Genomic DNA, 20,050 nt, shown 5'->3' with positions numbered 1-20,050 from the left:
AAATAAAACTTCATAATTACTAATAATTTATATCTGTATGGAAAAAAAAATACATAACATCCGTGGTTATGCATGGATAATAATAATACTAAGCTCTTTTCTACTCTTTGATAAATATGTAATGCAAGTATTTCCAAGCCTAATTACTGATAACATGATGTCTAGTTTTGGCACTAATGCCACACAAACTGGAGCACTAGGCTCTGCTTTTTTCTGGTCAATCATCATTTGCCAACTTTTCTTAGCAGGACCAATAATTGATAAATTCGGCTTTAGGCTGATTAGCCCAATATCAATCACAGTATCTGCAACAGGTGTAATACTATTTGTAGTAGCTGCTAACTTTGGTAGTTTAAGCATGGCTTATATCGCAAGAATAACTACCGGACTAGGTGTTTCATTTGCAACTATATCTTATCTCAAAGCAGTATCTGTTTGGTTTGAGCCGCGTAAATTCGCCTTTGCAGCTAGCTTTTTAGCAACTGCTGCAATGATTGGTGCGCTATGTGCCCAAGCACCTCTAGCATACCTAATAAACATCAGTGGTGACTGGAAAATGGCTATGCTTCTTTTTTGTGTCGCAAGCCTTTTTATCGCTGTTTTATATTATATAATTGTTCGTGACTTTAACCCACAACAACCAGAAGCCAGCTCCTCCAACAGTCAACTCAAGACTATTGATGCCTTAAAAGAAGTTATAAAAAATAAGAACAATTGGTTGTTAACTTTTTATGTCGGACTAAGTTTTACAGCTGTTGATGCATTTGCCGGCTTTTGGGGTAATGCTTATTTTAGAGAAGCTTATCACCTTTCAAAGGAACAAGCTGCCACCATCATATCCATGATTTTTATAGGCATGGCTATTGGCTCACCAATAATTGGAAAATTATCAGAACTTTTAGATAGTAGAAAAGGCGTCATGATTATCTTTCACATTATAGGGACTATAGCTCTTAGCTTTGTGTTACTAACAAAAACTTCCGCAACCATATCAGCCATACTGCTATTTATATTTGGCTTATGCCTTGGTATTTATATGCTTTCATTTGCCATAGGTAATCGTATAAACCCGATAATCATCACAGCAACCGTAGCTGCATTCATCAATACAGGAGAACCTATTTTAGGAGCCATTTTCGATCCATTAATAGGTTATTTTCTTGATTCATCTTGGACTGGAAAGTATATCAACAAAACTGGAGAGATTATTTCTCAACACTCAAGTGCAACTGATATAAAGTATTTTGAACTTAGCTCCTATCACTTCGCCTTCACAACTCTTGTTGCGAGCATGATTGCTTCTCTAATAATTTTAATCATGATAAAAGACACTAAAAATTAATTTTTACAAAAACCCTCAAACCTAGGATCCAAATCAGCTTTAACCAATATCTCTTTTTGTTGTTTTTCATCATAAAATGCTAACTGGCCTGCATGAAGCAATAGTTTATCAACACCTCGCTTCGCTAATCGCTGATCTTTGTCAACAAAACCATATTTTTTGTCTCCAACAATAGGATGCCCCATCGACTTTGTATGAACTCTAATTTGATGAGTCCTTCCTGTTTCAAGTTTTATTTCAAGCAAGGAATAAGCATCAAGATATTTAACAGATAAAATATTAGTTAATGCACTCTTCCCTTCATGCTTATCAACCCGTACAACTCTTTGACCATCTTTAGTTTCTGTACGTTTTAGCGGCAGTTTTATTGACTTAATAGATTGATCCCACTTGCCATGAACTATTGCATAATAAATTTTATTAACTTTACGTTGCTTAAATAAATCAAAAAAATATACTAGTGAACTATGCTTTTTTGCCAGTATCACACAACCTGAGGTTTCTTTATCTAGCCTATGCACCAAATCCAAACGCCTAGCTTTAGGACGAAGTTGGCGCAATCTCTCCACCAACCCTGAATTCACCCCTGATCCACCATGAACTGCCATACCAGAGGGTTTGTTAACAATAATATAGTCATCATTTTCATAAAGAATTCTTTGTTCTAAAAAGTCTAAATGAGATTGAGGCACTTTTATTTGATCTGATGTTTCTTCAAGAATAAATGGAGGAACCCTAACAATATCTCCAGCACTAATTCTAGATGTTTGCTTTACTCTTTTTTTATTAACACGCAACTCACCTTTACGAATCCATCGATAAATTAATGGTTTAGGCAGCCCGCCAAACTTAGATATCAAATAATTATCAATGCGTTGGCTCTGAATATCATCTGACACTTCAAGAAACTGAACTTTACTCATTAACAACTCCAAAGTTATGGGTTTGCATATCATTCAACCTACTGATTGTACGTTGAAATTCAAATTTAAGCCTCTCACCTTTGTACAAATCTTTAAAGTCAACCCTAGCAATTATTACGACTTTTTTATTCTGATCATAGCACTCATCTATCAATGCAATAAAACGCCTTGCCATATCTTCATTATATTGATCAAAACCAGCTAAATTATATATAAATATCTGCTCATACCTCTCACAAAGCTCAATATAATCATGCGAGCTCCTGCCATCCCCACAAATAGCTCTAAATTCAAAACACACATCCTTTTCGCTTAAAAGCATTGCTGGAATTAATCTCCCTAAAACTTCTATTTCAAAATTTTTATCAAAACACTCATTTCTTAAAAAATATTTATCAAAAAAATTTTTGCGATTCTGCTCATTATACGGATATAGATAATTTGTATGCTCTGTTGGCAATCTAAACCTATAATCGACCCCTGAATCTAAATTTAAAACACTGACATGCTTAACCAATATGTGAATAGCTGGCAAAAACAGCTCTCGCTGCAATCCATTTTGATACAGTTTTTCTGGCTGTATATTAGAAGTGGCCACCAAAACCACCCCCAATTTAAAAAGTTCTGTGAATACACTTCCCAAAATCATAGCATCAGCAATATCTTCCACAAAAAATTCATCAAAACAAATTACCTGTGTTTCTCTGGCCATATCATATGCAACCTTAGATATAGGATTTTTTTTACCTTGATACTTCCTAAGTTGTGCATGAATATTTTTCATGAAATGTGAGAAATGTTGGCGTTGCTTTTTTTCTATCGAAAGACTCTCATAAAAAATATCCATAATAAATGTCTTGCCCCTACCAACCCCCCCCCACATATATAAACCTTTTATGGAAGGATAAATAGCTTTTTTAAAAAAATTGATTTTTGATATTCTTTTTAAAGATAATTCATCGATTATTTCTTGTAAGCACCTTACAGCTTCAATTTGCAAAGGATCTGCTTTTAGATCAAGCTCTCTTACCTTCTTAAGGTAAACCTTCTCAAGATTCATTTTATTTAACTTCTTTATCCTTAACTAAAATTAATAGGAAAAATGACACAACCATACTAAATACAAGTATCAAAAAAGCATTATGGTATGCATTAATATGAAAATATCTATGTGAACCACTAGTAGCGACATTCGTTATATGGTTTTTTATATCAATATATTGACCCGTCCAAGTCAAGTCCAACAGATGCCCTATCAAGGGATCAAATAACGCTCCTAACAAAGGCTCACCAGTATTTATAAGTGCTGCTACTGTAGCCGCCACAATTATAGGATTAATCCTATTTCCAATAGCAAAAGCAAGCATATAGACCCCTAAGCAAAAACCAAATATAAATAATAAAGCTCCAGACATTATTGGTGTAAGCTTAACCTGTAAAACACAAGCCAGCGATATAGTAGCAATAATATGAAAAACTACCATAATCCCGACTCTATTATCAAATTTTTCAGAGATTTTTCCAATAACAGGGGAACCTATTGCCAAACCCAAAAACATCATTGAGACAATATATGAAGCATCCTTAGCGCTTATGCCATACAACTCTCTAAAATAATTATTACCCCAGATTCCACCAAAAACATCTATGGCTGTAAAAGTAAGGCCCGTATATAATGTTAAATACCAATTATTTTTATTAAACAATACCTTCTTTATTCCAGCTAGGGTTCCTGTATTGCCTTTTGTTCCATTAGCATAGGACGCATCAGGATTATAGTCTCTAACTAGAGCCAAATAAAACAGAGCTATCACAATACTAAAACAAGCATAGCTTATAAGCGCCGCATGCCACGAGCCTGTCAGCTCTATAAGATAAACCAAGGGAACTTGACCAAGTAAAGCACCTGTCATAGCTGCGGTCATTAAGAAGCTACAAACAAATGCAAATTTACGTGGATCAAACCATACAGCCGCCGCTTTGATATAACCAACCGTAGCAAAAGATGCTCCAATACCAATCATCAATCTTGATATACAACCTAAAGCAAAACTATGTATATCCGCTGACAGTACAAATAGCAAAAGACCTATCGCAGATAATATTAAAGAAAAAAAACTAACCTTTCTAAAGCCTAATTTATCAATAATAGGTCCTGCCACAAAAAACTGGCAAAACACCACTGCCCATAAAAACAATGAAACCATTGCGCTCATTTCTGTCGCATTAACTGAGAAACTGCTCATTAAATCATTAGCAATCAGACTAGGTGAAACATTCATTATATATTTATCTATTAATAGAAATGAGCTTAACCCAACCACTATCCATGCATAACCTTTTATATTATGTAGTTTCATATTTACCTATTTTTCTAAAAAATTAATCAATTCTCCTAAAGGAACTTTCTTCTGCGGCTTATCTTGTTGGAGATATTTTATACTCACCATTTTCTTTTCAAGCTCATCTTGGCCTATTATTATAGCCATATCTGCTTGTGACTTATCAGCTTTCTTAAATTGAGATTTCAAACTACCAAACTTCATATCCATATCAATCCTCAAACTACAAATTTCATTACGGATAGTTTCAACTATAGCTAAAGATTTATGTAAGGACTCCCTATCAAGCACAAAAAAGACATCACAAGTTTTACTTACACTTGGTAGCTTATCCAACTCCTCCAATAAGAGCAGCAATCTCTCCATCCCAATAGCAAAACCAATAGCCCCCGTCTTGTGACCTCCTAGGTTCTCTATTAGGTCATCATACCTACCACCTGCACATACAGCACTTTGAGCCCCAAGCTTATCTGTAGTCCACTCAAAAACTAGACCACTATAATAATCCAAACCTCTTACAAGTCTTTCATTAACTTTATAATTAACCCCTATAGCATCCAAATACTGACATGTCTGCTGCAACCTCAAAGCTAATTCCTCATCTATAAAATCGATTAGTCGAGGAGCTCCTAATAAAATTTGTTGAGTTTTTTCAACTTTTGAATCTAAAATTCTCAACGGGTTTTTATCAATCCTTTTGATAGAATCATCATCCAATTCAGAGTGATATGCACTTAAATACTCAAGCAATGCTTTAGTATACTCCTGCCTATTAACACTTGAACCTAAATTATTTAACTCTAAAGTAACATAATCAGAAATACCCAGCCCTTTAAAAAGACTCCAAGCTATCGAAAGCATCTCCAGATCTATAGCAATACTATCAAACCCGTATGCTTCAACACCTAATTGATAAAACTGTCTATAACGTCCTTTTTGCGGGCGTTCATAACGAAACATCGGCCCACAGTACCATAATTTTTGAATTTGACCTCTATTTACTAGATTATTCTCAACAACCATCCTCACACACCCAGCTGTACCCTCTGGACGCAAAGTAACATTATCATCATTTCTATCTTTAAAATCATAAGTCTCTTTTGAAACTATATCTGAAGTCTCACCAACGCTCCTATGAAATAACTCACTTTTCTCTAAAATAGGAAGCCTAACTTCATTATAATTATAATTATTTAGAATAGATTTTATTTTTGATTCGAGAAACTGCCACTTATGACTTTGCTCTGGTAAGATATCATTAAATCCACGGATAATAGTAAGCTTCTTCATAGAAAACCTATCTTAATTTTTCGACTTTACTTTCTTTATCACTATCTTTGTAATTTTCTTCTAGTGATTTTTCATCTTGTTTAATTATTTTAGAATCAGCATCCAAAGCTTTTTGAATTTTCTCTTCCATTTCCATACCATAATCAAGAGAGCTATCGTAGATAAACTTAAGATTAGGCACTATTCTTAAGCTTAAAGATTTTGCTATAGAAGATCTAAACAAACCTTTTGATTTTTCAAAAGCCTTGGCAATATAAGCGCTATCCTCTTTTATTAAACAAGTATAGTATACTTTGGCATAAGATAAATCTTTAGAAAGATCTATCTCTGTAATAGTAGCTGTAGCAAGCTTCGGGTCTTTTATTTTTGTACGTAGTAGCAATGATATTACTTTTTGAAGCTCACTCGCTACTCTCTGCACTCTACCTTCTGCAGCCATAATTATAACTCCTTAGCCACCTCAATGACTTCAAACACCTCAATTTGATCACCTTCACGGACATCATTGTAATTTCTTACACCAATACCGCATTCCATGCCTTTTTTGACTTCATTTGCATCATCCTTAAATCTCTTAAGCGACTCAAGTGTTCCTTCATAGATAACAACACTATCGCGCAATACACGAATAGGATTAGTACGTTTAACAGTACCTTCTATGACCATACAACCTGCAATAGAACCAAATTTAGTAGATCTGTAAACTTCACGTACTTGTGCTATACCTACAATTTGCTCTTTCATTTCTGGAGAAAGTAGGCCAGTCATTGCCATTTTGATATCATCAATAAGATCATAAATAATATTATAATAACGAAGCTCAACACCATCTGTTTCCGCCAGCTTTTTAGCAGCGCCATCTGCACGCACATTAAAACCAACTATAACAGCCATAGAAGCTACAGCCAAAGTCACATCAGAGGATGTAATACCTCCAATACCACTAGCAATAATATCAACTTTAACTTCTTCCGTAGAAAGCTTAAGTAATGACTCTCTAATGGCTTCAACTGAACCTTGCACATCACCTTTAAGAATAATTTTAAGTGTTTGTTGCTCACCATCTTTACCCATATTATTAAACATATTAGATAATTTCAATGACTGTTCTTGAGCAATCTTAGCTTCTTTTTGTTTTTGTGATCTCTGAGAAGCGAGCTCTTTGGCCTTTTTCTCATTATCAATCACAACCATCTCATCACCAGCTGCAGGTACTCCAGACAACCCAAGTATCTCAACAGGAGTCGCAGGTCCTGCAACTTGTATTTTATTACCAAGATCATCATGCATTGCTCTGACTCTACCATACTCAGTACCGCACAAAATATTATCCCCTTGCTTAAGATTACCATTTTGTACAAGTACAGTAGCAACTGGGCCACGACCTTTCTCTAAGCGTGACTCAACAACAACACCTTCAGCAAAGCCTTCAACGAATGCCTCTAATTCAAGTACTTCTGATTGCAAAAGTACTGCGTCAAGCAACTCAGGAATACCCTCTCCACTTTTAGCAGAGACATTTGCAAACATAACATCGCCACCCCATGACTCAGGAATAACGTTTCTTTGCGCTAATTCACCAATTACTTTTTCTGGATCCGCCTCTGGCTTATCAATTTTATTTACAGCAACAACAATTGGTACGCCCGCAGCTTTTGCATGTTGAATCGCCTCTTCTGTTTGTGGCATCACACCATCATCAGCAGCTACAACTAAAATCACAATATCCGTACTCTTAGCACCACGAGCACGCATTGAAGTAAATGCTTCATGACCTGGTGTATCTAAAAATGTAATAGAACCTTTGTCAGTTTTCACTGAATAAGCACCAATATGCTGTGTTATACCACCAGCCTCACCTGCTACTACACGAGCTTTACGAATATAATCAAGTAAAGATGTCTTACCATGATCAACATGGCCCATAATTGTAACAACTGGAGCACGAGAAATTTGCTTAAAGGTACTTCTATCAACGGTTGTTACCGCTTCCTCAAGTGCATTCTCATTATGAAGAGTATATTTATGGCCCATTTCTTCAACTATCAATATTGCAGTATCCTGATCTAAAGATTGGTTAATAGTTGCCATCACACCCATGTTAAAGAGTATTTTCACAATTTCAGCACCTTTTATAGCCATCTTCTGAGCTAACTCACTGACAGTAATACCTTCATGTATAACAATAGTTCTAACTGCACTTTCAACAGGTTTTGTAAACTCTTGTTTTTTTACTTTTGAGGCCTTTAGTTTACCTTTTTTAGATCCAAACTCATCAAATGAATCTCCACCAGCAAGTTGAGATAACTGCCTAGGATTAGCTTTTTTAAAACCTTTACCTGCTGCTTTTTTAGCCTTACCTCGCTTATCTTCATCTTCACGCTTAAATTTAGTATTTGAACTAGAATTGTTAGAAAAAACTTTCTTTACTGCCGGCTTCTTTTTTGCAGCATCAATTTCTACTTTTGGCGCAGGCTCTTCAACTTTTTTAATCTCTGGCATCGATGTGATCTTAAAACCACTACTTTTAGATTTTTCTACTGTTATTTCATTTCTCAAACTAGTAACTTCTTCTTTTTTTCTGCTTGGTAGAGCAATATTTTTCTCTACCTTTTCAACAACAGGGGCCACAACCTTTTTAATCTCTGCAGCCACTTGATTAATTTCTTTTGAACTAGAGTCTTCTAAATTTTCTTCTGATTTAGCTGGTTCTTCTTTTTTAATCACTCGTCTTTTTCTTTTTACAGAAACATTGATTTTATGATTACTATTGGTCCTAACAGTTGAAGTCATTTTTTTTCTTACTGGAGCAGATTTTGCACCATTTATTTTTGCCAAAAGAGTTTTTAATTCTTCAGGTGTAAGAGTATCATCCTTACTCGATTTATTTATACCAAAAGACTTAAGCTGCTTTAATAGTGCCTCTTCATCTTTGCTTGTTTGCTGTGCTAATTGCCCAACTGTAATATCTGCCATTTCCCTCTCCTTCTGTACTTTTATTTACTCAAACCAAGGAGCTCTTGCTTGCATAATTAAATCAGTAGCTTGCTTTTCATCCATAGACACTATATCAAGTAGTTCATCTACAGACAACTCAGCTAAACTTTCCATAGTGGTAACAGCTACTGCTGCCAATTGTTTAGCCAACTCTTCACTCATTCCCTGCATATTTAACAAATCTTCAGCAGGCTCCTTTTTACCCAAAGCTTGCGACAAAAGAGCAGCTTTAGCACGCTCTTGAAGTTCATCAACAACGCTTTCATCAAATCCTTCAATTTCCAAAAGCTCTTCTTTATCTAAATAAGCTAAGTCTTCTAGAGTCTCAATGCCCTCTTCGATAAGCACCAAAGCGAAATCATGATCAATATCTAAAACCTCAACAAATCTTTCAACTATGGACAACTGTTTTTCTTCCTGCTCAGTGTCAGATAAAACATTTATTCTCCAACCGATAAGTGCACTTGCTAATCTTACATTCACACCATTTTTACCAATAGCTTTAGATAAACTTTCTTGTTTAACTACAATATCCATAGCTGCTGACTCTTCATCAACGTTAACTTCAATAATATCTTCAGCACCTACAGGCGACAGTGAGTTAATAGCGTACTGAACCGTATCGCCATCCCAAAGAATTACATCCACTTTCTCACCATTTAGCTCACCCATTATAGAATGAATTCTCGAGCCTCTAACCCCAACACATGCTCCACAAGGATCTATCCTCTGATCATTGCTTTTAACGGTTACTTTAGATCTAAATCCTGGCTCACGCACAACATTAACAATATCTATCAACTCTTCTTCAACTTCAGGAATCTCAAGCTTAAATAATGCCTTAAGCATAGTTTCACTAGCACGACTTAGCATAACCGTACTTGGAGTACCATCTTCATCATTCTCAATAGATTGAACACATGATCTTATCTTATCACCGACACGAAATCTTTCTCTAGCAATAAGATCCTTCTTAGGTAACACACCCTCAGCATTATTACCCAGATCAATAATTAATATTTCATAAGTTGCTCTTTTAACTTCACCATAGACAATATCACCAACTTTATCTTGATAAAAATTTGCTGTCTTCTCTCTTTCAAAATTCCTAATCTTCTTCATTAGAATTTGCTTTGCCATAGTTGCAGCTATACGTCCATATTCTTTGATATGAACAGCTTCTCTTATGACGTCACCAGCCTTTACATCATAGCCTTTTTCTTGAGCAACATCTTCATATAACTCTCTTGAGTAATCAATCAAATCTTCATTTTCAGAAACAATATGCCAAACCCTATCAGCCTTAAAGTCGCCTGTAACCCTATCTATTGTAACTTCAATATTCATCCGTTCATCAAGCTCTTTCTTAGTTATAATAGCCAGAGCCTCTTCCATAGCTTCAAATAAAAGATCCTTAGAGATATCTTTTTCATTCGCTACAGTTTCCAATACTAACAATAATTCTTTGCTCATACCTATTCCTTCTATCTAACTAAAATCTGGTGATACTCTTAATTTCTTAAGTTCATTAAAATCAAACTCAATCTCTTTATTGCTATCCTCTAACTTTAAGATCACGTTATTGCCATCAACACCAATCAATCGCCCTTTAAATTTAGTCTGCGATTGTACAGGAGCTATCGTAACAGCCTTCACACTAAATCCTATCAAAGCTTCTGCTTGAATTATATTAAAAATCTGGCGATTCATACCGGGAGAGGAAACCTCTAATACATACATCTCAGAAATAGGATCTTCCAAATCAAAAATAGCGCTAGCCTCTCTACTGACAGCTTGACAGTCATTAACTGACACACCATTCTCATGATCGATAAAGATACGAATTGTAACTTTACCACTACCAACAATCTCGATTCCCCATAATATGTAGCCTAGATCGGCTGTGATGGGTTCTACTATCTCATATAAATCATCTAGTAACATTTTCACCCCTTAGATTTGTGCTAACAGAGGCTATGCTTAGCCCCCAAATAGCAAAAAGGCCCATTGAGGGCCTTTATAAAAAATTCCTTTGGTAGCGGGGGCAGGATTTGAACCTACGACCTTCGGGTTATGAGCCCGACGAGCTACCAAGCTGCTCCACCCCGCGTCTATGGAGATATATAATAACAACTTTTTTAGTAGTGTCAAGAATTATTTTACTAAGAACTAAACTCTCTAATCGCATCGACCATCACTTTTACATTATTAGGACATATATCTGGGTAGATTCCATGACCTAAATTTACAATATAATTATTTAATTTATCTGCCTGAATAAAATCCATATTCTTTTTAACAGTGGCTCTAATACTTTCAGCATTTCCATATAAAAATGCTGGGTCAAAATTACCTTGCAAAACCTTACCAACGCCCAACCTATGTCGCGCCTGCTCAATAGTTACATTCCAATCAGCTCCAACACCATCACAAACTATATCTTTATATTCGCCAAAAAAATTTGCTCCTCCTTTAGTGAAAAATACTATTGATATATTCACCTTCTGCTTAACTTTTTCAGCTATATATTGCATATACTTTAGAGAGAATTCCCTATATTGCTCTAATGGTAATATTCCACCCCAAGTGTCAAAAATCATCAATGAATTTGCACCTGCCTTAACTTGCTCAAGTAAATATACGACTATTATATCTGCTAATTTTTGTAATAACCCATTCATTAGTTTAGGATTGGAATACATCATCTTTCGCAACTTACTAAACTGTTTAGAGCCTTGGCCCTCAATCATATACGCAGCCAAAGTCCATGGACTACCTGTAAAGCCTATAAGTGGAACATCTATAGCCATCTTAGTTGTTTTAACAGCATTATAAACATATTCAAGACTACCAACACTCTCCTCTAAGGACCTCAATCTTTCTAAATCTTTTTCAGTCTCGATAGGATCAGAGAAAATCGGACCTTCTCCTTTAACAAATTTCAAATTCATTCCCATAGCTTCTGGAATAGTTAATATATCCGAAAAAACTATAGCGGCATCCAAATCATATCGCACTAAAGGATGAAGCGCCACCTCACAACAAGCATCAGCGTTACGACACATATCCATAAAATTTTCAAAATTCGCACGCACAGCCCTATATTCAGGTAAATATCTTCCTGCCTGACGCATTATCCACAATGGTGGCTTTGCTAACTTTTCATTACCAAAAGCCTCTAAAAACAATCTTCTCATCTTAAAATCCTATTTAATAAACTTATCCATCTTTCTATAACTAACTGCCTCTTGTATAGCAGATTTCTCAATATTCTCACTACCATTTAGATCAGCTATAGTTCTGGCAACTTTAAGTATTTTATAATACCCTCTTGCAGATAGCCCAAGCTTTTCTATTGCTAAAGCTAATATCTGCTTACTCTCATCATCCATATAACAAACCTCATCTAACTCTTTACTACTTAGCATTGAGTTAACCCGACCCTGTCGGGTAATTTGTAATTTCTTAGCTTTTATAACTCTATCTCGCACTAAACTACTTTTCTCACCTCTCAAATCTTGATTTGCCAAATCATTTTTTGATAATTCTAAAACCTCTACATATAGGTCAATTCTATCTAAAAGAGGGCCAGAAAGTTTGCTTTGATATTTACGGATAGCTTGGATAGAATCCGTACATTCCTTAAATTGTGACCCCAAATAACCACACGGACAAGGATTCATAGCCGCAATTAATTGAAAATTTGCAGGATACTCTACCTGACATCGCGCTCGTGATATATTTATAATACCAGTCTCTAATGGCTCACGTAACACTTCCAACACTTTACGATCAAATTCAGGGAGCTCATCTAAAAATAAAACTCCATTATGAGCCAAGGAAATTTCACCCGGCATTGGATTGCTACCACCGCCAACCAAAGATACTCCAGATGCGGTATGGTGCGGATGTCTAAAAGGCCTTTTATAGAAACTTTCCACTATGTTTGATTCCCCCTTAATAGATGAAATCATCGCTGAAGAAAGTGCCTCTTCTTTATCAAGTGGTGGTAGAACAGAATTGAGTCTACCTGCCAACATAGTCTTACCTGTACCTGGCGGGCCAATCAAAAGCATATTATGTCCGCCTGCAGCAGCAATCTCTAAAGCTCTTTTTGCCTGATACTGTCCCTTAACATCTTCAAGATCCTGATAAAGCTTATCAAAGTTGACATTTATATTTAGCTGAATTGGGTTCCCAACCCCACCTGACAAAAATTCCACAACATCTTTTAAAGTTTTAAACGAGTATGCTTGAATACCTTCAACTAACTCTATTTCTTGTTTATTTTGTGCAGCAATAACCAATTTTTTATTATTTTGAACACATTTTATAGCCATAGGTATAGAGCTAGCTATTTTTCTAAGCTCTCCGCTTAATGACAATTCCCCAGCAAATTCATACTCATCAAGATTTTTAAGAACATCAGTCTGGCCTGATGCATACAAAATACCTAAAGCAATTGGCAAATCGAATCTACCACTACTCTTTGGTAAGTCAGCAGGTGCAAGATTTATCGTTATACGTTTATTAGGGAAACTAAAACCAGAATTTATAATAGCACTACGCACACGATCTTTACTTTCTTTAACAGCAGTCTCTGGAAGTCCAACTATAGATAAACCAGGTAAACCATTCGATAGATGCACTTCTATTGATACAAGTGGAGCTTCTATGCCAAATTGTGCCCTACTCTTTAGAACTGCTAAAGACATATCACTTTTCCTCTCCTAAGAGTAGATCTAATTTTGCCTCTATACTCTCAAGTTTTTGGCGTGTTTTTAATAAAATTTTTTTTTGGGTTTCAAATTCCTCTCTGCTAACTACATCAAGCTTTTTAAGACTTTTATTCACTAGACTTTGTTTTGAATTTTTGATTACATCATTGATAGGACCTAGAATTTCTTTCATAAAGATAAAATATTTTTTATATTTATTAATAGTATAATTTTTATAGAGAGATTTGGCAAATGAAGATTATTTAAATGACATTCTAATATTGATTTTTCACAATTAAAATAAACTTTTTCTTATAAAAATATCAAGATTGATACCATACCAAAAATAAAATGAAAATACTAATAACGAAATATTCTACAGCAAAAATATTTTTTAACTACCCATCTAAATTCAAATCATATCACATTAGTAACTTGAGTAAGAACCCCTAAGAGGAGCATTGGCATAATACCTAAAAGTAGCAATACTAATCCATTAACACTTAAAGCTATAAGAGAAGTTAAAGGTGGCTTAACAGTTTCATCGTTTTCTGGATCATCGAAATACATAGCCTTGATTACACGCATATAATAGAATGATGCAATAACTGCCATGAACAATACAAAACACGCTAAAAGGTAGTTGCCATTATTAATTAATCCCATCACCACAAATAACTTAGCTATAAAGCCACCAAAAGGAGGTATTCCTGACATTGAGAATAAAACAATTAAAAGTATAAAAGCCAACCATGAATTTTTTGTGTTAAAGCCTTTTAAATCATTTAATGTCTCAACCTCATAACCACCAACACTAATAGCTGTAAGCACACCAAAAGCTGCCAAAGTTGTAAACACATACACAATCACATAAAAGCTGGCAGCAGTCAAAGCAAAAGTTTGAGGTTCTATTGTTGTAGCTAACAATATAAAACCAACCTGAGAAACTGTTGAGTATCCAAGTAACCTCTTAATATTAGTTTGAGACAACGCAACCAAACTACCAAAGAAGATTGACATAATACCTATTATTCTAAATAAATATACCCAAGATGATTTTAGCTCTGGAAAGCCGACAAATAATATATTTATTAACATCGCAAAAGCAGCAACTTTTGGAATAGTCGCTACAATATTTGCCACAGCATTTGGCGCACCTTCATACACATCTGGCAACCACATATTAAATGGCGCTGCACCTAACTTAAATAAGAAAGTTGCACACATCATCACCAAACATATTAATAAAAATTTATATTCAATACTAGTGAAGCTATGTGTAGCTATAAATTTAGCAATATCTGTAATATCTAGTTGTCCAGTTATACCATACACAAAAGACATCCCAAAAAGTAAAAGAGCCGAAGCAATAGCTCCTAATACAAAATATTTAATCGCGGCCTCTAAACCTTTACCAGACTCTCTATAAATTGCTATTAAAGCATACATAGGCAAAGATAGAAGCTCTAAGCCAACATAGATAGTAACCAAACTGTGGGCTGATACTAAAACCATAGCTCCTAACACGCATAACATTAATAACGTATAAAAATCACCATCTGATATTTTTCTATCTTTTACATATTCTCGTGAATATAAGGCTACAAAAAGCGATAAGACCAATATCACAATCTGTAAAGTATATGCAAAGCCACTAAATACAACTTGGCCTTCAAATACTAAACCATTAGATTGTAATATGTAATCTTTAGCAAATGTTGCTATAAGAGCAAATGCTATAAATAGCTGAAAAAATATATAATTGATATTCCTAATTTTACCATGTAAAAAAAGCCCTGAAAACATAACAACTAAAACACCAGCTGCTAATAATATTTCAGGTAATATATAAAGTATTGAGAAATTCATAATCAAAACACCACCTTATAGAGATAAGCCAACAATATGTGCCGATGCAGCTGATGAAAGATGCAATATAGGCTCTGGATAAAAACCAAACAATAAAGTTGGTACCGCTAGTAATATAAATACAAATAATTCCATTCTATTAAGATCTTTCAAGTTAGCTACCTTAGTAGATATAACCTCTCCAAAAAACACTCTCTTATACATCCATAACGTATATATCGGAGCTATTATAAGAGTCAAACCTGCAATTAAAGAAATAAGTGGAGAATACTGGAACACCGCTAATAAAATCATAAATTCACCAACAAAACCACTTGTTCCCGGCAGACCAACATTAGCCATACAAAAAAGTAGGAAAAACATCGCAAATATAGGCATAGTTTTAGCTACACCAGAAAAATCAGAGATTTGTCTTGAATGCATTCTTAAATATAAATAACCAATGCCTATAAACATTCCACCAGATGAAAACGCATGCGCAATCATTTGAAATACTGCTCCTTGAATTGCCATCTGAGCATGTGTAGTTCCCAGAACTGGATCAGCATTTTTTAAAATAAATATCGAGAAAAGCCCCAGTGTCACCAAACCCATATGTGAAATAGATGAATATGCGATCAAGCGTTTAACATCTGTCTGTGCAACAGCAACCACCCCAACATAGACAATAGCTATTAAAGACATAGCTATTAGCACATACTCTAAAGACGTTGCGACTTCAGGAAGCATAGGTATCGCAAACCTTAAGAAACCATAAGCCCCTAACTTAAGCATAAGAGCTGCTAGAATCACTGAACCACCTGCTGGAGCCTCTGAGTGAGCATCCGGCAACCAAGAATGAAAAGGCCACATCGGAATTTTAACCGCAAACGCTAAGAAGAATGCTCCAAATACTAACCATTGCGCAGTGAGGGTGAACTTAACAGTAGTTGCAAGACCTTGTGACTGGGTTGCCCAGGCAATAAAATTCTGAATAGAATAAGTATCTGCATTTACTAAAATATCTGTAGACGAACCCGCTACTCTTGTTTGAATATACAAGATTGCTACTAGCAAAAACACCGACCCAAAAAAAGTATACATAAAATATTTAACAGCCGCATATGCCTTCTTTTTACCACCCCAAATACCAATACCTAAACATGTAGGTATAAGCAATGCTTCCCAAAACACATAATAAAGTATTGAATCAGTAGCACAAAACACACCATTAGTTAAACCACATGTTATCAGAAATATTGCCATATATTGTCTAACTTTAGTGGTGATGGAAGTCCAAGCTGCTAACACAATTACCAAAGTTGTGAACGATGTCAAAACTATAAATAAAACCGAGAAACCATCAACCCCTAAACTATAGTAAATATCATGCATGCCAAACACTTTAAACCATTCTACTGATTCTTGAAATTGCATTGCTGAGCTAGTATAGTCAAAAGATGTAATTAATGGCACACATAAGGCTAGAGTCAAACAACTAAATACCAAAGCAACCCAACGTGCTGCATCACCGTGCAGCTCTTTAGTCTTTGTTGCCAAAACAACGAATCCACCAACTATTGGAAGCCATATTATTAAACTTAATAAGTAATTACCTAAATTCATAATTTAAATTTATCCCTTAACATATGCCTAAACTGAAATTAGCAAAATCATAAACATCAACACTCCAACCATCATCACAAATGCATAGTCAAATAGGTATCCTCGCTGAACCTTTCTGAAACTATCACCTGTATGATATATTAAACTAGATGTCCCATGTACGACTGTCTTATCTATGATAAATATATCTATAACTTTCCATAAGAAGTTACTAATTGCTAAGAAAACACTAACAAACACAACATCATACAACGTATCAATAAAATATTTCTTAACTAAAATATGATAAACAACACCAAACCCTGACTTAGTATTTGCCAATGCTTTTGGGATGCTTGGCACCCAAATATAAAGTATATAAGACAGCACTAACGCACTTAACGCCAACCAAAATGGTAGCGTTAAAACAGAGTGCTTAATAAAAGCAAAAGAACTACTCATTGCTGCTTCATTAGCTAAATGGGCAGTTACAGACATACCGTTCAAACCAGCTTGTGCATATGAGCTTATTGTATCTCCAAATAAACTGTGACTCTGTGACAAAATACTGCTAAAGAAATATTCGCCTATAAATGCCGATGGCACAGCTAATAGGATCAAAGGAACCAATATACTAAATGACGACTCTTTAATGTGGGACCTTTCCTCTTCTGACATCCTTTCTTTACCATGGAAAACTAAAAAGAACATTCTAAATATATAAAAAGATGTTACAAATGCACAAGCTAGCACCATATAGTAAGCAAATTGATGGCCAAATACCGTAGTAGCTCCAGCAGCTTCAATAATTAAGTCTTTTGAGAAAAAACCTGAAAATGGAGGAAGTGCTGCTAATGCCCAAGCACCTATAAACATACATAAATATGTAACTGGCATATACTTCCTTAGACCACCCATTCTACGAATATCTTGCTCATGATGCATAGCCACAATAACAGAACCAGCTGCCAAGAATAATAAAGCCTTAAACATAGCGTGGGTCATTAGATGAAACATTCCTATAGAAAATGCTCCTGCACCTTGAGCCACCATCATATAACCAAGTTGTGAAAGTGTACAGTATGCGATAACTCTTTTAATATCTGTTTGTACAATAGCTATCAAACCCATAAACAAACATGTAATAGCTCCAATGATTAATACAAAACTCAAGGCTGCTGGTGACATTACAAACATAGGTGACAATCTAGCAACCATAAACACACCAGCTGTAACCATTGTAGCCGCATGAATTAATGCTGAAATTGGTGTTGGACCTTCCATTGAACCTTCTAGCCATGAGTGCAAAGGAAATTGAGCTGATTTACCCATTGCACCGATAAATAGTAAAACACAGATAAGTGTAATCGGGCTAAAGCTCATACCCAAAAAGTGTACAATTTGAGTATTATCAACACCTGATAGAGCTGCAAATACTTTATTATAGTCGACAGACCCTGTGTATAAAATCACAGCTCCTATACCCAATAAAAAACCTAAATCACCAATTCTATTAACAATAAAAGCTCTCAAACCCGCAACTATAGCTTTTTCTCTAGTAAAATAAAACCCGATTAATAAGTATGAAAATAGACCAACACCTTCCCAACCAAAGAATAAAAGTAAGAAATTATTACCCATAACCAAGCAAAGCATTGCAAAAGTAAATCCTGATATATACGCAAAAAACCTTGCATAACCATCTTCACCTTTCATATAGCCAATAGAATAAACATGTACAAGTGTGGATACAAATGTAACAATCAACATCATATATACGGTAATCTTATTTACCGTAAAGCCAACATCAAAAGCAAACATATTTGATATTGGTGCCCACTGATAGTAACTAACAGTATAGACTTCTGAGCCCGTAAAAACGCCGTAAGCTAAAATTGAGCTTAAAATAAATGAAAGCCCGCATAAACTGATTGTAAAAAAATTAACGCCTGCATTTTTTATAATCTTACCACCAAACCCAGCTATTAATGCTCCTAATAATGGCGATAAAACTATAACAGCAATTAGTACAGCTGCTATCTGAGAATTTATTAGCATCGCTTGATCAACCTCTCAGTGTATTAAGTTTACTTAAATCAATAGTTTTACGTTTTCTAAATATAGCAACAACTATAGCCAAACCTATAGCTGTCTCAGCAGCAGCGACTGCCATTATAAAGAATACAAAAACCCCTCCCATCGCTTGATGGTGCATATTAGCAAATATCAAAAAATTTGTATTAACAGCTAAGAGCATCAATTCTATAGACATCAACAATATCAAAATATTTCTTCTATTTATGATGATACCTGCAACACTTATTACAAATAAAATTGTACTAAAAACTAATCCGTGCGTAACTGAAACTGAGATATCATTCATCTTTAACATCCTTTTTATTACCTGGAATTTTAACCATAGTTAAACGATCACTTGCTCTAACTTTAACCTGCTTGGCTGGATTAACTGTTCGATTATCCTTACGTTTTGGCCTCAACGTTAACGTAATTGCTGCGGTCATTGCTGCCAACAATATGAAATCAACAAGCTCAAATACATATAGATTATTATTATCAAACATCGTTGAACCAATGATTCTTAGACCACCTACTCCACCTTGCATTTGCTCACCTGCAAAAACATGAACGACCGCATAACTAATAATAGTTGCAAATATTGCACAAACCACTACAGCGGCTAAAGAGTAAAAGAATATACCCAGCTTACCTTGTTTTTCAACATGCAAATCCAACATAAAAACCACAAACAAAAACATTACTAATACCGCACCAACATACACAACTATAAGCAATAGAGCCAAATAAACTTGTTGTAAAATAATCCATATTGCTGCTGTACATATAAATGTTGAAATCATAGCTATCACTGAATTCACTGGATTGTTAGCTAAGACCAATACTAAAGCTGAAATGATTGCTAATGAAGCAAAAACACAAAATAAAATATCTGTCACAATCATATAT

General features: G+C 35.0%; 17 protein-coding genes and 1 tRNA gene. 1 reads left to right on the top strand and 17 read right to left on the bottom strand.

Features of this window, described 5'->3' with window-relative positions:
- The first annotated feature begins 37 nt into the window (after nt 1-37).
- Entirely contained in the window at nt 38-1,342 is a 1,305-nt protein-coding gene (locus ACR0PV_RS00775; protein WP_488173161.1) for an MFS transporter, read from the top strand.
- Here ACR0PV_RS00775 and ACR0PV_RS00770 read toward each other — a convergent pair.
- From ACR0PV_RS00770 to ACR0PV_RS00690, 17 genes are all read right to left on the bottom strand, one after another.
- Nucleotides 1,339-2,265 (bottom strand): RluA family pseudouridine synthase, encoded by a 927-nt coding sequence (locus ACR0PV_RS00770; protein WP_488173160.1) that lies wholly within the window; start codon nt 2,263-2,265, stop codon nt 1,339-1,341. The two genes, ACR0PV_RS00775 and ACR0PV_RS00770, sit on opposite strands and share 4 nt — an antisense overlap.
- A complete protein-coding gene (gene zapE, locus ACR0PV_RS00765) occupies nt 2,258-3,325 on the bottom strand; it encodes a cell division protein ZapE (protein WP_488173159.1) in 1,068 nt (355 codons plus the stop codon). The genes ACR0PV_RS00770 and zapE overlap by 8 nt, the downstream gene beginning before the upstream one ends.
- A gap of 1 nt (nt 3,326) precedes the next feature.
- Nucleotides 3,327-4,625, bottom strand: coding sequence for an MFS transporter (locus ACR0PV_RS00760; RefSeq protein WP_488173158.1), 1,299 nt, complete (start codon nt 4,623-4,625; stop codon nt 3,327-3,329).
- Nucleotides 4,626-4,631: 6 nt separating this feature from the next.
- Nucleotides 4,632-5,897 carry a histidine--tRNA ligase gene (gene hisS / locus ACR0PV_RS00755; protein ID WP_488173157.1) on the bottom strand — a complete coding sequence of 422 codons (1,266 nt, stop codon included), beginning with the start codon at nt 5,895-5,897 and terminating at the stop codon, nt 4,632-4,634.
- A gap of 7 nt (nt 5,898-5,904) precedes the next feature.
- Complete coding sequence (gene rbfA / locus ACR0PV_RS00750; protein ID WP_488173156.1) at nt 5,905-6,336, bottom strand: 30S ribosome-binding factor RbfA; 432 nt, start codon at nt 6,334-6,336, stop codon at nt 5,905-5,907.
- 2 nt (nt 6,337-6,338) lie between these two features.
- Nucleotides 6,339-8,873: a translation initiation factor IF-2 gene (infB, locus tag ACR0PV_RS00745; protein WP_488173155.1), complete on the bottom strand. Its 2,535-nt coding sequence runs from the start codon at nt 8,871-8,873 to the stop codon at nt 6,339-6,341.
- 24 nt (nt 8,874-8,897) lie between these two features.
- Nucleotides 8,898-10,367 carry a transcription termination factor NusA gene (nusA, locus tag ACR0PV_RS00740; protein WP_488173154.1) on the bottom strand — a complete coding sequence of 490 codons (1,470 nt, stop codon included), beginning with the start codon at nt 10,365-10,367 and terminating at the stop codon, nt 8,898-8,900.
- A 15-nt stretch (nt 10,368-10,382) separates the two neighbouring features.
- Nucleotides 10,383-10,838 (bottom strand): ribosome maturation factor RimP, encoded by a 456-nt coding sequence (gene rimP, locus ACR0PV_RS00735; RefSeq protein WP_488173153.1) that lies wholly within the window; start codon nt 10,836-10,838, stop codon nt 10,383-10,385.
- An 89-nt stretch (nt 10,839-10,927) separates the two neighbouring features.
- Nucleotides 10,928-11,004, bottom strand: a tRNA-Met gene (locus tag ACR0PV_RS00730).
- 52 nt (nt 11,005-11,056) lie between these two features.
- Nucleotides 11,057-12,091: a uroporphyrinogen decarboxylase gene (hemE, locus tag ACR0PV_RS00725; protein WP_488173152.1), complete on the bottom strand. Its 1,035-nt coding sequence runs from the start codon at nt 12,089-12,091 to the stop codon at nt 11,057-11,059.
- A gap of 9 nt (nt 12,092-12,100) precedes the next feature.
- The gene (locus ACR0PV_RS00720; RefSeq protein WP_488173151.1) at nt 12,101-13,609 is read right to left on the bottom strand and encodes a YifB family Mg chelatase-like AAA ATPase; all 1,509 of its coding nucleotides are present in this window, start codon (nt 13,607-13,609) and stop codon (nt 12,101-12,103) included.
- A gap of 1 nt (nt 13,610) precedes the next feature.
- On the bottom strand, nt 13,611-13,805 hold the full coding sequence (locus ACR0PV_RS00715; protein ID WP_488173150.1) for an accessory factor UbiK family protein: 195 nt from the start codon (nt 13,803-13,805) through the stop codon (nt 13,611-13,613).
- A 224-nt stretch (nt 13,806-14,029) separates the two neighbouring features.
- Nucleotides 14,030-15,481, bottom strand: coding sequence for an NADH-quinone oxidoreductase subunit N (locus ACR0PV_RS00710; RefSeq protein WP_488173149.1), 1,452 nt, complete (start codon nt 15,479-15,481; stop codon nt 14,030-14,032).
- Nucleotides 15,482-15,496: 15 nt separating this feature from the next.
- Nucleotides 15,497-17,086 (bottom strand): complex I subunit 4 family protein, encoded by a 1,590-nt coding sequence (locus ACR0PV_RS00705; protein ID WP_488173148.1) that lies wholly within the window; start codon nt 17,084-17,086, stop codon nt 15,497-15,499.
- A gap of 27 nt (nt 17,087-17,113) precedes the next feature.
- Nucleotides 17,114-19,123 (bottom strand): NADH-quinone oxidoreductase subunit L, encoded by a 2,010-nt coding sequence (gene nuoL / locus ACR0PV_RS00700; protein WP_488173147.1) that lies wholly within the window; start codon nt 19,121-19,123, stop codon nt 17,114-17,116.
- Nucleotides 19,124-19,130: 7 nt separating this feature from the next.
- Nucleotides 19,131-19,448: an NADH-quinone oxidoreductase subunit NuoK gene (nuoK, locus tag ACR0PV_RS00695; RefSeq protein ID WP_488173146.1), complete on the bottom strand. Its 318-nt coding sequence runs from the start codon at nt 19,446-19,448 to the stop codon at nt 19,131-19,133.
- A complete protein-coding gene (locus tag ACR0PV_RS00690; protein WP_488173145.1) occupies nt 19,441-20,046 on the bottom strand; it encodes an NADH-quinone oxidoreductase subunit J in 606 nt (201 codons plus the stop codon). Before ACR0PV_RS00690 ends, nuoK begins: the two co-directional genes overlap by 8 nt.
- Nucleotides 20,047-20,050: the final 4 nt, after the last annotated feature.

The sequence above is a fragment of the Francisella sp. AG1 genome, from assembly GCF_057683165.1.
The sequence above is the reverse complement of the archived record's forward strand: the minus strand, read 5'-3'. Positions and strand labels throughout refer to the sequence as shown.

Bases quoted from the DNA above. Each gene is read 5' to 3' on its own strand.
- ACR0PV_RS00775 (WP_488173161.1), top strand. From the start codon at position 38: ATGGAAAAAAAAATACATAACATCCGTGGTTATGCATGGATAATAATA.
- rbfA (WP_488173156.1), bottom strand. From the start codon at position 6,336: ATGGCTGCAGAAGGTAGAGTGCAGAGAGTAGCGAGTGAGCTTCAAAAA.
- rimP (WP_488173153.1), bottom strand. From the start codon at position 10,838: ATGTTACTAGATGATTTATATGAGATAGTAGAACCCATCACAGCCGAT.
- ACR0PV_RS00720 (WP_488173151.1), bottom strand. From the start codon at position 13,609: ATGTCTTTAGCAGTTCTAAAGAGTAGGGCACAATTTGGCATAGAAGCT.
- nusA (WP_488173154.1), bottom strand. From the start codon at position 10,367: ATGAGCAAAGAATTATTGTTAGTATTGGAAACTGTAGCGAATGAAAAA.
- ACR0PV_RS00705 (WP_488173148.1), bottom strand. From the start codon at position 17,086: ATGAATTTAGGTAATTACTTATTAAGTTTAATAATATGGCTTCCAATA.
- infB (WP_488173155.1), bottom strand. From the start codon at position 8,873: ATGGCAGATATTACAGTTGGGCAATTAGCACAGCAAACAAGCAAAGAT.
- ACR0PV_RS00770 (WP_488173160.1), bottom strand. From the start codon at position 2,265: ATGAGTAAAGTTCAGTTTCTTGAAGTGTCAGATGATATTCAGAGCCAA.
- hisS (WP_488173157.1), bottom strand. From the start codon at position 5,897: ATGAAGAAGCTTACTATTATCCGTGGATTTAATGATATCTTACCAGAG.
- ACR0PV_RS00710 (WP_488173149.1), bottom strand. From the start codon at position 15,481: ATGAATTTCTCAATACTTTATATATTACCTGAAATATTATTAGCAGCT.
- zapE (WP_488173159.1), bottom strand. From the start codon at position 3,325: ATGAATCTTGAGAAGGTTTACCTTAAGAAGGTAAGAGAGCTTGATCTA.
- ACR0PV_RS00760 (WP_488173158.1), bottom strand. From the start codon at position 4,625: ATGAAACTACATAATATAAAAGGTTATGCATGGATAGTGGTTGGGTTA.
- nuoL (WP_488173147.1), bottom strand. From the start codon at position 19,123: ATGCTAATAAATTCTCAGATAGCAGCTGTACTAATTGCTGTTATAGTT.
- nuoK (WP_488173146.1), bottom strand. From the start codon at position 19,448: ATGAATGATATCTCAGTTTCAGTTACGCACGGATTAGTTTTTAGTACA.
- ACR0PV_RS00690 (WP_488173145.1), bottom strand. From the start codon at position 20,046: ATGATTGTGACAGATATTTTATTTTGTGTTTTTGCTTCATTAGCAATC.
- ACR0PV_RS00715 (WP_488173150.1), bottom strand. From the start codon at position 13,805: ATGAAAGAAATTCTAGGTCCTATCAATGATGTAATCAAAAATTCAAAA.
- hemE (WP_488173152.1), bottom strand. From the start codon at position 12,091: ATGAGAAGATTGTTTTTAGAGGCTTTTGGTAATGAAAAGTTAGCAAAG.